We start from the raw sequence: 15002 nt of genomic DNA on the forward strand, positions 1-15002 counted from the left end.
CCAATTCTTCTTCGGAAGAGCAAGTAGCCGTTGATGATGACACGTGGCAAGGTTAAACAGCAGCAACATCCGACAAGGTAAGGTACCTCCAGTTTCCCACATTCATCGAAGCAATGTAGGCGGTGAGGGTTTCCTGCTGCGATACGCGCCTGTGCATGGTCACCGAAACGGCACCAGTCGTGGGTAGTGATCAATTGCTGCCCAGAGCACAGAGTTGATCCGCTGTGAATCCGTCAATTATTCATTAAGTCATTCCATGGAAAACCTCTGCCTGAGTTGAGAATAGCGCCAGTCAAAAGAAGGGGACGCTACGTAATTAAATCGAGATGCAGGGCTGAGTACCGGCCCATCTCACAGAGCCGGTCGTTATGGTAACGTCTCAGTACTGGCTGCAACCAAATGAGCGTTCTGCGCTGCTGTAGTGTTTGGTACGATGCTTTGCCATGTAGCTCAAACGGAAAGTCAGTGCATCCAGTTTATCCATGAACTCCGGCTTATTGAGCTCCAGGAAAGCCAGAGGATTATCAACAAAGTGCACCAGCGTCAGATATTCAGGCCAGTCACGCTTCTTCATTGCACTTAGCCAGGCGTTCTGAACAAGAGAGGCCAGACCTTTCCCCTGCTCGCCGTAGCTTCCCAGAGCATTGAACGTGTCGGTATTGACGAAGAGGGCAACGTGATAATGCTTCTTGCCACCCAGTTCTGGTTGCTCCAGCACCCAGGCGTAGCGAACTGAAGAGCGATGGCAGCGTTTACCTTCCCGGGCTTTTCTTTGTCGGTAAGCGACTATCTGAGCTTTCAGTGAGTCTATAAAACGGGATATCAGCCCTTGGCTTAAGTCAGCATCACTGACAATACTGTCACCCACATCCTCGTCTTCCGGTAAGTGTAAATCCACCCTGATAACCGTGGTTTGTGGATGGTCCTGCAGTGCGTTACAGAGTACCCCTTCGATACGCTGCAGATATGCCTCGTTGAAAGGTTTCTGACTTTTATCCACTACCATTGGGCGGATGATGTCATCAAACAAAAACATAATAGTTTCCTCCACCTGTAGGGAAACAGCAGGCATAGTGCTGCCTTCCTGAAACACAGACAGGCATAGTGATTGGGAGATTCAGGGAGTAACGTTGATAGGGATACTGATTACAGGCGTTGTTTGTTGTTCAGCATATGGATCAGATGATTACAGCCTTATGCTCATTTAGGTATTTATTTAAGCATCTGTATAATATGAATATTCATAGATTATTAGGTGCATACTTAACAGGCATATATTACCTATCCGACATAAGTACCGTTCAGAGGAACCTTTTAGCACAAGGATTAACTGATTGTTTTAATGACAATAATTACTCCGAAGTTAGCTGTTCCATAAAATATGTGTTTACCCTGGAATGGCGATGTATCCCGTCAGCATTTCGAGTGGCTTAAATCAGCGGTTCGAGTACAGTGCGATACGCAAAGCAGACGTATTCATCCATCATGCTGGTAAGCCTGTGGTTCTCAGTCTGCCGGTCATTAACCCAGTTATTGACCTCCTTGCCTGATTTTAACTTCAGATTTTCAATCCAGTCAGCAAGACTATTTCCCAGCATCAAATCGTACCAGCACAGCCAGACAAGCTTTAGACGGAGCTCAGTTCCGCTGAACTGTTGAAACAGGCTGGTGAGTTTATTCGCCAGTGAACGTTGTTTTAAGCGGACACATTCAGAAAGCAGGACACCTTCCAGCATCGGATGATGGACGAGCAAATGCTCCTGCGTACATAAACTGACGCTCAGGTCGTCCTCAAGGGATAAGGATGCTGTCGATGCTTTACCGTAAATGATTCGGTGCAGGCATTGCGGAACAATCGCAATAACCGGATCTTTCCCAGGAAATTGCAGACATCCTACTGTCAGGGTATGGGTGTAATAAATATTCTGATGGCACATACCCTGGCAAACGGCCAGTTTTGTAAAACCCATCAGCCAGGTTTGGTAATATTTATGGAGCTCTTCGTAACGGGGTTTGTAGTCTTTCATTCAATAATCCTTGGGGTGGCCAAAGGGTACGCAGCCAGAAGCCGCCGATAGCATCGGACAGTGACTCTGACTGCCAGGAAATAGGGTTCATGGGGGGTACGGTGTCGGACGAAAAGGAACGGTGCGCTGATGCACGATAACCCACTGTATAAAATAGGCTTTATTTGCGCCTCTACAGGCTCCTGCTACGTGATTAAGGGAAAACCCATGCGTGTATGCCAGCAAGCGCCTACGGTCCTCTGACGGGTCAGTCCCCCACTGATGTTCCGCTGTGAGGACGTGGTCGCGCGGCACGGTTATAACCTTCAGTCAGCATCGTCAGGCCCTGGTAGGCTTTCTACTTCGCTGCCAGCCATTGACTCAGTGTGTCAGGAAGCCGTAAGTGCAGCGTATACCACTAGCTCATCACCGACCCTATAACCAGTTCACACCAGAACAGCAGTGTCAGAGCCTGCTGAATAGTCGGGGCATGCAACCGGAACATCATCTGTAACTGCTCCGCCAGCGTTCCTTTCTCCAAACGATAACATTCGTTGAGTAGCACACCGGAGAGTAGGGGCCAATCGGTCTGTTTGGTTATCTTAGGGACAACGGCACACGCGTCTACGCCAGGTGAGTGCGTTATCTGAAGCAGGCACTGCGGAATAACTATAACGGTGCCCTCGGGGGTGAGGCAGGATGTCATCGCCAGCCGGTGCCATTGCGTGAGCTCCTGCTGACACAGACAGTGCCAAAGGCTGATGCGGGTGAAGTCATCAAGCCAGGTTTGATAATGGTGAGTATCGGAGACGTGTTTTGCATGTTGGGTCCTTGAATGTCAGATTTTAGGTAGCCGTAACCCTCCGCATTGAGCGGATAGTGAAAATACGGCTTTGAATGGGGTCACTGGGTGGAGTAGGGCTTACCGGCGGGACTGCGTTATGCGCTCCTGAAGCCAGGCTTCGACTTCGCTTTTCAGCCAGCGAGAGCTACGGCCCAGTTTGATAGGTTTGGGGAACGTGCCGTCGCTGATGAGCTTGTAGAACCATTTATCGGTTAAACCGGTCAGTTGAGTGATGAATGCCATATTGACGAATTGATCTTCGAGTAGGGTAGGTTTAGTCATCATGATTTGATTCTCCGGTTGTTGTTAAGAGCGCCGGAATCGGAGTGATTTTCGTACTTTGTCCGCTCTGGCATAACAACCGGTGTTTCTGTAAAAAATGAGGAGCTCGGTTCGCTTACCTCAGTTTGTCACTTTTAAATCTGTCCTTATCGAGCGCATGAGTGCTGGAGTCTGATTAGGACACAGTACTTTCAGTCCCAGGAATTAAAGCAGGAAAATTACCGATATTTTTTACAAGTATGTTGATGGGGATAAGTATCTACTAACAATAAAATAATTTATTGAAAATTATCTCTAAGATATGGGTCATTATTAATTATAATAAACTCAAAAATAACTTGCAGGGGTGCTGTATAAATTAGACTCGTCTACTTACATCGACTCAGGATTAGCTCGTGGGGATAATATATGGGTTGGAAAGGTTATTGTATTTATGAACTCTATAGCTTAGATGTGGAAATTAACGAAGGGTACTGAATAATTTAGTCCTTGGGCTTCATGGAGGAGTTCACCATGATGTTGATTCTTTTAATTTTATTAGGGACGTTTTCTTGTTGTTTTTTTATGATATTTAAATTGTATTGTAGGTATCGGTAAGATAATGCTGGGTTTCGGAGTGGATGAAATTAGTGGTAGGTGTTTTATCAATAAAATAAAATTGAAAGGCAAAGGTAATTTCATGAGTTTTTTTTAAAATTACCCATTGTGTGAAATAATTTAAGGTTAGAGAGGGTTTCTTTCTTTACATGCTGGGAAGTTAGAGGTTAGTTGTTTTTATACAAAATAGGTCATCAGTTATGATTCGATAGTCACAAAATTCTACGGACCATCTTGAGTGCCAGTAATTGATGGGTGTCAGTATTTTCAGGTAGTAACAGTAGAGAAGTTTAATAGTCTGGTTTTTCAATAAATGGTGGAATTTAAGTCTGTTGGTATGAAATAAAAATTCTGAGTGTTCCAGTGCCATAAAATTATATTTTAAGCAGCAAGTTGCATTCCTCTCAATAGATTAAAGAAATTGCTATCATCTGATAATACATGAGTGTGACGGAAGCAATGGTATAAAAATAATCAGTGGTTTCTTTACCTCCTTATGTCGCCTATTTTGTTACATTAATCTCTAGCTGAGCATCGGATTACATGCTAAAAAATGCCTCCTTACTTGCAAAAATAGACCGCCTAGACAGAGTTTACATTAAGATATTGACACGAGAATATCTACGCAAGAAACTACGTTAATGTCTACGTAGAGTGAATGGTTATTTTGATGGTAAAAATTATACCTTGCATGTATGAGAAGCGGCTTTCATTAATGGTTTTATATCTGGTTGGAAAGAGCGTTCCCTTATCAGAGAATGATTTGGATATATTAATTAGTAAAGTTATGAATGGTGATTCAGTCGAGGGGAACTTACTTAATTTAGTCAATGATAAAGGAGGTTTGACAAACAATTTACCTGAGAAACAACTGGAGTTTTTTAAAATCCAGGCAAAAGATACATTGATACCTGAAGGTGAGCTTGCGTGGTTTAACAACCCTAGAGCGTTATCTTATGTTTTCGATATGCTTCATTTTGAATATCGGATGCTTTATAACAAAGAGGTTAATTTCTTTGACGTTGTGCTGCCTGTTGGCGTTTTTAAGGAAAATGAAGATCGGATTATTCACGAAGCTGCTTTAAGGTTAATTGATAGGCTATGTGCAGCATCAAATAAACAACATATTCAATTATTACTTAATGAGCGAAAGAAAGTATGGGAAAGAATTCAAAGCAAATTCAAAAATCCATTTTGGTTTCCATCTGACAGATATAGCTCGCATTATGATTCTGATTATCGATGGCTGTTATCATATTTTGAAAAAATTAAAATCACGGAAAAAAGTGTTGATATTTATAAGAAAAACCTCCCGCATTTAGTAATATTTTCATTGTTTGATCGGTGGGTTTCCAAACATACTGATTCTGAGGTTGAGCTGTTTATCATAAAACTCAAGAAGGCATGGGGGCAAAAAAAATTTAGAGATGGTGTTAAAGATAAAAAGGTATTGAACACTTACATTGGCAAGGAGAGTAAAAAACAACTGGATTATCTTGTAAGAAAAAACAAAAGAAAAATAAATGAAGAGTTAGAGGTTCTCATCCATGATGCTTACATGAAAGCAATCATTAAATATTAACTGGCTATATTTAAAAGAATCTCAGATAGATATTATCCCCATGACCATTTCCCTTAAGCCCGCCAGAGTCTTTATGATTCTGGCGGGCTTTCTTTTTGTTGTCTGAGGTAATTTCATGAATAAAGGTGAAGGCATTCATCGGATGGCGCAGTCTGTTAGTGCACTGCCGGATGCAGTTAAAGCGCACATCTTATTACACGTTTGCAGGCTTGGTGATTATGAGCCGGTGATTGGTCTTATGGGAAAAACAGGCTCCGGAAAATCATCATTGTGTAATGCTCTTTTTGCGAGTGACATTACGCCAGTCAATGATGTTATAGCCTGTACTCGTGAACCACTCCGTTTTCGCCTACGTATGGGGCGGCATAGTATGGTGCTAGTTGACCTACCTGGCGTAGGTGAAAGCGCTGCGCGCGACCATGAGTATGCAGCATTGTATCAGCGCCTTTTACCGCGCATGAATCTTATACTCTGGGTAATCAAAGCTGATGACCGGGCTTTGTCGGTCGATGAACAATTTTACCGAGATGTCATCGGTGCTCATCGCGACAAGGTGTTATTTGTCGTCAACCAGGCTGATAAACTTGAGCCTTGCCATGAATGGGATAACGCAAGTCAAACACTATCCCCTCTTCAGAAAGTCAACCTCAGCCATAAATTACGCGATATCCGCTCTCAGTTTTCGCCTAACAATCCAGTCTGTGCAATTTCCGCGAAGCATGGATGGGGGCTAAGTCAAATGGTGGATAACCTGATGCGAGCTTTGCCCGCGAAAGCCAGTAGTCCTTTTCAAACCCAACTAAACGATAACCTCAGAAGCCATTCTGTCAAAGAGAGTGCGCGCGCAGACTTTGGCAAATCTGTAGGGGGTGTGCTTGATAAAGCGGCCATGCTGCCATTTATACCTGAAACTGTCAGAGCACTTATTCTCGGTGTGCGTGACTCGGTGGTTTCAGTCGCCCGAGCCATATGGGACTTTTTCTTCTGGATTAACAATACCTCTCATCTCCCAATTTCAAAGGCCTGTTGCTCACGCAGCAGGCTTTTTTTATTTCATTTTGAATGACAACGAAGGAGTACTTATGGCCCGTTTATCTTCCCGCTTTGGCTCTGCCAACATAATTCGCCGTGACCGTCCCTTAACTCGCGATGAATTATTTAGCGCCGTTCCCAGCGTATTCAGCGAGGAAAAACATGCATCACGCAGTAACCGTTATACCTATATCCCTACAATTACCCTCCTCGACAACTTGCAGAAAGAAGGTTTTCAGCCGTTCTTTGCCTGTCAGACAAGGGTTCGTGATCCCGAGAAGCGCGAGCATACCAAGCACATGCTGCGCCTGCGTCGCGAGGGGCAGATAACGGGTAAACAGGTTCCTGAAATCATTCTTCTGAATTCGCACGATGGTTCAAGCAGTTACCAAATGCTGCCAGGGTTATTCCGCTTTGTCTGCCAGAACGGGCTGGTGTGCGGCGAAACGTTTGGTGAGGTGCGTGTACCACATAAAGGCGACGTCGTTGGAAAGGTCATCGAAGGCGCGTATGAGGTGCTGGGTATATTTGATCGTGTTGAAGAAAAACGTGAGGTCATGCAGTCATTAATGTTACCTCCACCAGCGCAACACGCGTTGGCAACAGCTGCCATCACTTACCGTTTTGGAGAGGAGCACCATCCGGTGACTGCAGCCCAGGCTCTGTCTCCCCGTCGATGGGAGGATAAGTCTGATGACCTTTGGACGACTTATCAGCGGATCCAGGAGAACTTAATCAAAGGCGGTCTTAACGGGCGAAATGTAAAAGGTAAACCAGCCCGCACTCGTGCTGTTAACGGTATTGATGGGGATGTGAAGCTGAATAGAGCGCTTTGGGTGATGGCTGAGACCATGCTGGAACATACGCAAGGTCGTTTACCGATTTAAGTATTTGATGCCCCGGACACACCCTGTCCGATATGGGTAACGATAATCCCGCAGATGACCACGAGGAACCCGCTACCAACTCGCCCTGTATCTGGGTTCCCGTAGAAATAAAAATATTTTCCGTTGTGTCCATATCCTGTCCGCCCCCCTAGTTAAAATAATCACACAATTTATCAGCCAGTTAACTTTCTACGGAGACCATGCAATGCCACAGCCTGAACGTCGCTATGATCGGCTGGCCGTGAGGTTGTCACTGATTATCAGCCGTCTGCTAAACGGTGAAACACTGAGCGTGCGCATACTGGCGGTAGAGTTCGGAGTATCGGTACGTACACTCCGCCGGGATTTTCGGGAGCGACTGATTTACCTGGATTTAGAATATAAAAATGGTCTGTGTCGCCTGGTGCCAGGGAGCCACACTTCCTCAGGCGAACGTGACGTACTCCACTTCGCCCGCCAAACGGGCGTCTCGGTGGTCTTCCCGGTACTTGATAGCCGTTTAGTCAATATGCTGATGAACAGCCGCGATGACTCACCATGCATTATTTACCAAACCCCATTACGAAGTGTTGCCGCCCCCTCTGAAAGTTTTCATCTGTTAACACGAGCGATAACAGAGCGGTTGCTGGTGACGCTTTTTAGCGGCGGACGGCAGTATGAACGTCTGGCCCCTTATCGCCTTATTTGTCTGGACGGTATTTGGTATCTGGTTTGTGAGTATCGCGGATATCTGAACGTATTTCTGGCTATTGAAATTACCGAGGTCAAGCTTCTTAAAGAGTCATTCTCCCGCCGAGATGATCTGAGCCGCCTCACTGCCGGTAATGACTTTATTACCGCACTCCCACATTTCCGTTTCATCCATGACGTTTTAAAGGAATTCAATAGCCAAAAATTGGCTTAAAGGTTAATGCGTTATCCCATTATTTCATTTATACCAGACAACATATCCATTCGCAGGAGTGACAGATGAACACAACATTGAATAAGAAATTGATAGTACTCGGGAGCCTGCTTTTAGCATTTAACACGCAGGCTTACAACGTAGTGGGGTCGGTAAAAGCCTGGTCGGATATGAGGCAAAGTGGATGGAAATCGGCAGATGGGTTTACCGATGAGCAATTAGGCATGCCACTTTATAAAGCTAGTGTCATTGAGAACTATCCCTGGACGGATCACTTTTTCATCAGAACGGGATGGCAGGGAAACTTTTTCCTGGCGGACAAGAGAAGCAAGACCATTAAATTAGTTAAGGCCCCCAACGATAAACCCGCTGATTTGACCGTAGTATATCAGGGAGAAGATACGGGGAAAGGATGCTATTTCAGCATCGTCGACTCACAATCCGGGCAGAATCTTTCGAGGGAGTATAACGAGCAGGTTGCGCCAAAAATTTTAACGACGATTGCCGATAAGTGCATCAATAAAAAGCAACTGGCTGAGATCAAAGCCAAAGAATCATCTGACGACAGGCTGCTTAAACAATGGGTAGCGAAAGAGACGCTCAATGAGCTATGCCGAAAGAAAGGGAATTGCTGACGCCATCTCGACTATCGAGTGCTTTCAAAATCAGGATTGTAGAAAATAAGGACGAATAGATGATAATGCGCCAATATGTTTTATCGGCATCACTTTGCTTACTCGCATCTCCTGCTCTGGCTATCCCCAATATGTGGAGTAGTGGCTTCGGGCAGGGCAATGCGGAATACACCATCACCAGCACGGATAATGTGGCCTTCACGATCAACTGCACCGGCAATCCCGACAAGGATGGAATACTTGAGCATGGTGTAGCCGTTACGTTAGCCAATGGCACGACTGTATATCCTGGGGATCAAAATCCTAATATTGTTGTTGTAATGAGTGACCAACAGTATTGGATCCCTGCCTCTCTCGGGTGGCGAAATGCCGATAATGCATGGGTATCGTTCATTGGAGATATTGCGAAGGCTCAGAGTTTCGATGTTTACATCAATGATAAGAAGGTGAGCAGTTATCAGGTCAGCTTGAAAAATGCCCAAAAGGTACTTCCACAAGAGGGTGAATGCACCGAAATTTATTACCGATAAAGAACGCCGAATTATCAATCCATTCTTTTATTGAACCCCTGTCGCATATGCGACAGGGGTTTTTCATTTTAAGGACCCGCTATGTACGAAATTGCACTGACTAGAACGTTCACCGCATCAGAAGAAAATATTATTCAGCAGGCCATGAATTGATGTCTGACATTCCTGCTGGGGCACGACTGGCTGACAGCTACCCAGAGTCACTGGAGAATGAACCCGGTTGCCGGTCAATATCAGACGATGACCTGTGCGCTTTTTGCCATCATCTGGCATATCGCCCCGGTGAAACCAGCCTGTGCCAGTTGATGTCCGAGGACAATGACTGGCCTGCCTGCTTTGACGCTGATGGTTACGCACAGTCCTGCACTCAACTGCAACTGATTTTTACCGCTCCCCAGCCAGCACACGGCTGATAATTAATCGTACCTAAACGCACTCCCCGGTAAGTACTTACTCACTTTTATCACCCCCCACAAACAGGTTCCCCCGGTTTTCCGGTGGGGCCTGTTTTGTTATTAACCGATTATGGTACAAGGATTTTTCTCATGAACAGCCCCCTCAATACAGAAACAAACCCACTCACAGCCACCCGGATTTCTGATGCGCAACGCATCCATTTCTGGCCAAAACACTTTGGTCAGGTACCCAAATGGGCGTTGATTGAACCACAGGCTTTTCGTTGGCTGGACCGGTTGTGTGACGACTACCACGGCGACTTTTGGGACTTCTACACCTTACCCAACGGCGGGGCATTTATGGTGCCGGGTACGGAGCAAGACTACGCGTTGTTTAACGAACTCAATGGCAACGGGGCCACCGTCAGTCGTGAAGCTGCGGGTATTACCGCCTGCCTGATGGCTTACAGTCACTATGCCTGCCGTACTGAAAATAAGCTTATGACCGAACACTTTTACCGATTGCGCGAATATGCCTTACAACACCCTGAAAGCCTGGCTATTTTTGACTTGATTGACTGACGAACAGGAGTTTCCCCATGCCACATCAGCCTATGCGTGCTTCACTCCCCACTTTGCCTTTTGCCCAGCAACAGATTATCAGCCAGGCACTGGCGATACTGGAAACCCAACTCCGACACCGGCCCTACACCTTGACATCACCCGAGGCAGTGAAAGCCTGGCTGCAACTCCATCTTCGCCCTCAGGGGCGGGAGTGTTTTATGGTGCTCTTTTTGGACAACCGGCACCGCTTGATGGCCAGTGAAACCGTTTCTGTCGGCACCTTTAATTCCACCACAGTTTACCCCCGCGAAATCGTTATTCGGGCACTGCACCACCGCTGTGCTGCCGTTGTCATCGCCCACAATCATCCGGCCGGAGATCCCACACCGAGCCAGGCTGACCGCACATTGACTGCCCGACTGGTTAATGCGTTGAACATGGTCGACATTCGCGTACTGGACCACCTGATTATCGGTGAGAGCGAGCCGGTTTCGTTAGCCGAGTTGGGGTGGCTGCCATGTTAGCGACTATCCAACAAACCAACATCCTGACCCTTCGCGGTCTGCAATGCAGCACGGCACATATCACCGAGGGCGACAATGCGCTGCTGTACCGGATATCCCATTGTCAGGTGGCATTCGGCGATGGCGAATGGATCCATTTTACCGGCACAGGCTATTTGCTGCGTCTGGATGCCTGGAACCATCCGGTATTGCGGCTCAGGCAGTTGGGCCTCTCCAAAGCCTGCCGCCGTCTGGTCACCACATTAATGAAACGCCATGGGCTAACCTATCTACATATTGATGCCTTGGGTGATGTGTTGCCCGGTTTCGTCACATTCAACTGGTGATACCACCGCTCGTCTCCTGGCGTAATCCCTTATTATCCATATTGAGAACACCCCCATGAAACCACGACCCACCCCACCGGGCGCATTGCCCGTGTCTGCGATTTATCAACAACTGCTCGCTTTCCTGCTGGAGCATCACTACGGCCTGAGCCTCAACGATACGCCTTATCACGATGAACAGGTGATTGCACAACAGATAGAACAAGAGATTTCCGTTGGTGACACCGTCAATACCCTGGTTGAGAAATATGCCTTAGTGCGTATTGGTCGTACCGGGTTCAGTGCATTGGCACAAGACCCGATGTTGAGCAAAGGTGATATCGTGCGGGCTCGCCAGGCCGCAGGTCTGTGGCGTGCGCATTTTCCGCCAACGTTGCTGTACCCAACCGAGTCCCTCAATCCTATTCAACCACAGAGATAGTTAACATGGATAACCACATTACTACTTCCCCAACATGGGGCCTGAAACGTGATATTACGCCGCGGTTGGGAGCCAGACTGGTGCAGGAAGGAACACACCTGCACTTTCTGAGCGACAGAGCCCACATTGTCGGCACCTTTTCCCTTGAAGCCACTCAGACTCTTGATGCAGCGTTTCCCGCGCTGATAACCAAACTGGAATCGCAACTGCTGTCCGGGGCGCTGGATCCACGCCGTCAGCAAGGCATTACGGTTCGGCATGGAGAATTTGTCTGTGAAGCGGATACGCTGGGCAGTCACGGTTACCTCTATATCGCTGTGTATCAGAAACTGGCTTGAACAGCAGACACTGGCACCTGAAACATCCCTCTTCCTCGACGCCAACAACAATAGTTGGCGTTTTGCTTTTATGGAGTTCCTACGATGTCTACTTCACTCAGCACAGTTATCGATGAGCCACAGGTTCTAACCGGCCACACCGATGTGATTTGCTCCACCAGCATTGAACGTATCATCACCATGCGTAACACCGCGCTGGTGCAGATTGAAGCGTTTATCCACCAGCTTGAGGATATTTCAGCCATCACCAACAGCATTGGCGGTGGAATTGCAAAGGACTGGGCCATGCGACAAGATTTCCGCTGCGGCTGCTGGCTCATGGAGAAAACAGAAACGGGCATGAAAGCGATTACCCGCAATCTCGATCGCAGTATATGGCGAGATTTGATGTTGAGATCGGGGATGCTGAGCCTGATGGATGCCCAGGCGCGTGACCAGTGGTATAGAAACCTTGAGGGCGATAATATTCCTGCCGTCAGCGAAGCCAATATACTCAGTACCTTTGGGCAACTTCACCAGCAGAAAGACGAGGTATTTGAACGCGGAGTAATTAATGTTTTCAAGGGGCTGTCGTGGGATCACAAAACTAATAGCCCCTGCAGCTTCGGTAAGAAAATCATTATCAACAATCTGGTGACACATAATCGCTGGGGTTACAGCTTGAATTGGGGCTGGCGGCGGGATCAACTGGCTGACCTAGAACGAATGCTATTTCTGCTCGATGGTAAACCGATACCCGACAACCGTGGCGATGTTACTACCCGATTGATGGAGCATATCCGTGATAACCCGACAAAGGAAGTTTATGAAGATGCATTTTTCAGCATTCGTTACTTTCAGAAAGGAACCGCTCATCTGACATTCAAGCGACCTGAGCTGACTGAGAGAATGAATGATATCATTGCCAAGCATTATCCGGGCATGCTAGCCCAGTGATAATAGGCTGTATTTTCTAACAAATTTATCTGTTGGTATAAATGTTGGTACAAATTTTATCGAACACGACTTTATCCATATAAAACATATCAATACTTGATGTATTCGAATCCTGTAGGGCACCATCTATACTTCTTCTGCCGTCTATCTAAGTCTACTAATCCCTTATAGCATCTCTGGAACTTCCTCGTATCCCTACGCTTATCCGCATCGACTGAATTTTATAGATAGTTGGGGGTATAAATAGGGGGAAGCCGAGGTTCAATGGGATGAGATACCCCCACATGAAATGGCTCTGTCGCATTAAGGCGTTGTTAGGTAGCATGCTGTTTTTTGTGATGTTACCTGCCCATGTCTCTGATCCGAAACGCCTTTTGTTGCCTGCATTATCCCGTCGATATTATTGCTCAGTGTGTCCGCTGGTATCTGGCTTATTCACAGAGTTTACGCAACCTGGAAGAGATGATGGCAGAGCGTGGTATTGTCGTTGACCATTCCACGCTGCATCGTTGGGTGCCGCTGTTAGATAAGGTTTTTCGCCGACACAAACGCACAGTAGGTCGGCGGTGGCGAATGGATGAAACTTACATCAAAATCAAAGGCCTGTGGCGATATCTGTACCGCTTGGTCGATACTGTAGGTCAAACCATCGACCTTTTGCTGGCCGCTAAACGGGACTCTGCGGTTGCATTGCGCTTCTTTCGCAAAGCTATTCGTCAAGGGTTTGAATAGCCATGTGTATAATCATAATTTATATACAACTCCTCCTTTATAATAATATAAAGAGGCGTATGTCACTCCACAGTGAACATACGCCATTTCTATATAACGGTTACTTATATTGCTAACGATCATTTACAGTAAAAATTTAATTTCATCACCCAGAATATCACTGATATCTTCATGCATTTTTGTCGTTGTATGCATGTTATCCCAGAAGATAAATGCTCCATTACTATTTTTACATTCCTCTTTAGGTGATGCACCTGCAATATAATCAAGACTGGAATCTCTCAGATTCAGACAAGTATCTTTAGCGTTTACATAATTAAAGCTTGCGGGATTTTTGATTATTTTATCAAAAGCTGAATTTAAATCTGGCATAATCCATTTGACATCAGGATAGGTTAATTTTAAAGAATTAATTAACGAGCTTAGTTTCGTATTAAACTCAATGGATTTGTTTTTTAACTTATCTCTGTCGGACTGACTCCAGTTCTTAACCGCAGGGATAGTTGAGAAATCAGGGAGAGTAAATATCGCAACCTGCTTAGCTCCCAGACTTTTCAATCGAACTAAAGAGGTTTTATAGTTATTAACAATATCATCAGGTGATTTATTTCCCGTGATAAAATCATTGCCGCCAAACATAGCAAGAAAAAGAGTTTGACCAATATCATATCCATTAGATTTTTTCATATAAGACTCAAATGAGTCTAATTGCTGACTAAACCCTGAGAATATCAGATTACTGCCACTCTCTGCATTGCCCGTTGCCCATGTGTAGCCTGGCACCTTGATATGCTTTTTACTCAGGTATTCATGCCAAACAAGTCCGTTTGAAAAATGCCCTAAAAACCATGTATTACTATTTGGCACTGTTCCATAAGAACCGTTATAAACATTAATCGTATCAGATAAACTATCACCGAAAACAACCATTCTATCCAGTTTCGCTTTGCCAACTTCTACTAAGGGAATATTACTTCCTTCATTCCAGAATGAGTAATAATAGGATAGAGTGTAATCAGATGCGTAAGGTATTAAGTCACTATAGGTAATGTCTTTTTTATTTAGTGTATTAATGCAAACATTTTTTATTTCTTGGTGGCTAGATTTTGTATAAAACATATTAGCTAGAATGGCGTTAGAATACCAATGACCATTAACTGTAGCATAATTGTTGGCTGCGTTATCCGCCCGTCCCCATTCCCAAGATGAAGTTGCATCAAAATTTTTATCTTTATTTTTCCTATAGACACACTTTATATAGGTGTAGGTTTCACTATTCCTCGCAGAATGTTGCATGCTCCTTTCAGGTGGAATACTTGTTTCTGAAATTGAACTCGTTTCTTTCACTGCATAAGCTGAAATGCAAAAAACATATAAAAACAAAGCCAGAGGTATTTTATTCACTTTTACTTTCCTTTTGTAATTAACTTAAGATAAAGCTGCAAAAATGCAGCTTTATATAGATTA

General features: G+C 45.4%; 17 protein-coding genes and 2 pseudogenes. 14 read left to right on the plus strand and 5 right to left on the minus strand.

Annotated elements, in window-relative coordinates; translation table 11 throughout:
• Positions 1-379 precede the first annotated feature (379 nt).
• From Q2T72_RS06065 to Q2T72_RS06080, 4 genes are all read right to left on the minus strand, one after another.
• Complete coding sequence (locus Q2T72_RS06065) at positions 380-1036, minus strand: inovirus Gp2 family protein (RefSeq protein ID WP_271311739.1); 657 nt, start codon at positions 1034-1036, stop codon at positions 380-382.
• Between the two features lie 394 nt (positions 1037-1430).
• Complete coding sequence (locus Q2T72_RS06070; RefSeq protein ID WP_271311738.1) at positions 1431-2027, minus strand: hypothetical protein; 597 nt, start codon at positions 2025-2027, stop codon at positions 1431-1433.
• Positions 2028-2424: 397 nt separating this feature from the next.
• Positions 2425-2712 (minus strand): hypothetical protein, encoded by a 288-nt coding sequence (locus tag Q2T72_RS06075; RefSeq protein WP_271311737.1) that lies wholly within the window; start codon positions 2710-2712, stop codon positions 2425-2427.
• Positions 2713-2928: 216 nt separating this feature from the next.
• The gene (locus Q2T72_RS06080; RefSeq protein WP_271311736.1) at positions 2929-3135 is read right to left on the minus strand and encodes an AlpA family transcriptional regulator; all 207 of its coding nucleotides are present in this window, start codon (positions 3133-3135) and stop codon (positions 2929-2931) included.
• A 1264-nt stretch (positions 3136-4399) separates the two neighbouring features.
• Between Q2T72_RS06080 and Q2T72_RS06085 the strand changes: the two genes are divergently transcribed.
• From Q2T72_RS06085 to Q2T72_RS06150, 14 genes and pseudogenes are all read left to right on the plus strand, one after another.
• Positions 4400-5311, plus strand: a complete 912-nt coding sequence (locus Q2T72_RS06085) for a hypothetical protein (protein WP_372568811.1) — start codon at positions 4400-4402, stop codon at positions 5309-5311.
• 115 nt (positions 5312-5426) lie between these two features.
• Positions 5427-6377, plus strand: coding sequence for a GTPase family protein (locus Q2T72_RS06090; protein ID WP_372568812.1), 951 nt, complete (start codon positions 5427-5429; stop codon positions 6375-6377).
• Between the two features lie 16 nt (positions 6378-6393).
• The gene (locus Q2T72_RS06095) at positions 6394-7230 is read left to right on the plus strand and encodes a DUF932 domain-containing protein (protein WP_372568813.1); all 837 of its coding nucleotides are present in this window, start codon (positions 6394-6396) and stop codon (positions 7228-7230) included.
• Between the two features lie 205 nt (positions 7231-7435).
• Positions 7436-8134: a YafY family protein gene (locus tag Q2T72_RS06100; protein WP_219651528.1), complete on the plus strand. Its 699-nt coding sequence runs from the start codon at positions 7436-7438 to the stop codon at positions 8132-8134.
• Positions 8135-8199: 65 nt separating this feature from the next.
• Complete coding sequence (locus tag Q2T72_RS06105; RefSeq protein ID WP_372568814.1) at positions 8200-8769, plus strand: hypothetical protein; 570 nt, start codon at positions 8200-8202, stop codon at positions 8767-8769.
• A 65-nt stretch (positions 8770-8834) separates the two neighbouring features.
• Positions 8835-9299 carry a hypothetical protein gene (locus tag Q2T72_RS06110; protein WP_167311689.1) on the plus strand — a complete coding sequence of 155 codons (465 nt, stop codon included), beginning with the start codon at positions 8835-8837 and terminating at the stop codon, positions 9297-9299.
• A 152-nt stretch (positions 9300-9451) separates the two neighbouring features.
• Positions 9452-9712, plus strand: a complete 261-nt coding sequence (locus Q2T72_RS06115; protein ID WP_042569334.1) for a hypothetical protein — start codon at positions 9452-9454, stop codon at positions 9710-9712.
• A 132-nt stretch (positions 9713-9844) separates the two neighbouring features.
• Positions 9845-10276, plus strand: coding sequence for an antirestriction protein (locus Q2T72_RS06120; protein ID WP_372568815.1), 432 nt, complete (start codon positions 9845-9847; stop codon positions 10274-10276).
• A 32-nt stretch (positions 10277-10308) separates the two neighbouring features.
• Positions 10309-10782, plus strand: a complete 474-nt coding sequence (radC, locus tag Q2T72_RS06125) for a DNA repair protein RadC (protein ID WP_042570110.1) — start codon at positions 10309-10311, stop codon at positions 10780-10782.
• 29 nt (positions 10783-10811) lie between these two features.
• A pseudogene (locus tag Q2T72_RS06130) lies at positions 10812-11108 on the plus strand (DUF5983 family protein); the annotation flags it as partial.
• A 55-nt stretch (positions 11109-11163) separates the two neighbouring features.
• On the plus strand, positions 11164-11529 hold the full coding sequence (locus tag Q2T72_RS06135; protein WP_372568816.1) for a TA system toxin CbtA family protein: 366 nt from the start codon (positions 11164-11166) through the stop codon (positions 11527-11529).
• A gap of 5 nt (positions 11530-11534) precedes the next feature.
• Positions 11535-11867 (plus strand): type IV toxin-antitoxin system YeeU family antitoxin, encoded by a 333-nt coding sequence (locus tag Q2T72_RS06140; protein WP_271311730.1) that lies wholly within the window; start codon positions 11535-11537, stop codon positions 11865-11867.
• An 84-nt stretch (positions 11868-11951) separates the two neighbouring features.
• Positions 11952-12803 (plus strand): DUF4942 domain-containing protein, encoded by an 852-nt coding sequence (locus tag Q2T72_RS06145; RefSeq protein ID WP_271311729.1) that lies wholly within the window; start codon positions 11952-11954, stop codon positions 12801-12803.
• A gap of 351 nt (positions 12804-13154) precedes the next feature.
• Positions 13155-13520 (plus strand): annotated as a pseudogene (locus Q2T72_RS06150) (IS6 family transposase); the annotation flags it as partial.
• Between the two features lie 138 nt (positions 13521-13658).
• On the opposite strand, the gene Q2T72_RS06155 reads toward Q2T72_RS06150, so the two are convergent.
• Positions 13659-14939 (minus strand): SGNH/GDSL hydrolase family protein, encoded by a 1281-nt coding sequence (locus Q2T72_RS06155; protein ID WP_372568817.1) that lies wholly within the window; start codon positions 14937-14939, stop codon positions 13659-13661.
• Between the last annotated feature and the right edge of the window lie 63 nt (positions 14940-15002).

Source organism: Yersinia sp. 2466 StPb PI (assembly GCF_041538325.1).
Classification (GTDB): Bacteria; Pseudomonadota; Gammaproteobacteria; order Enterobacterales; family Enterobacteriaceae; genus Yersinia; species Yersinia enterocolitica_E.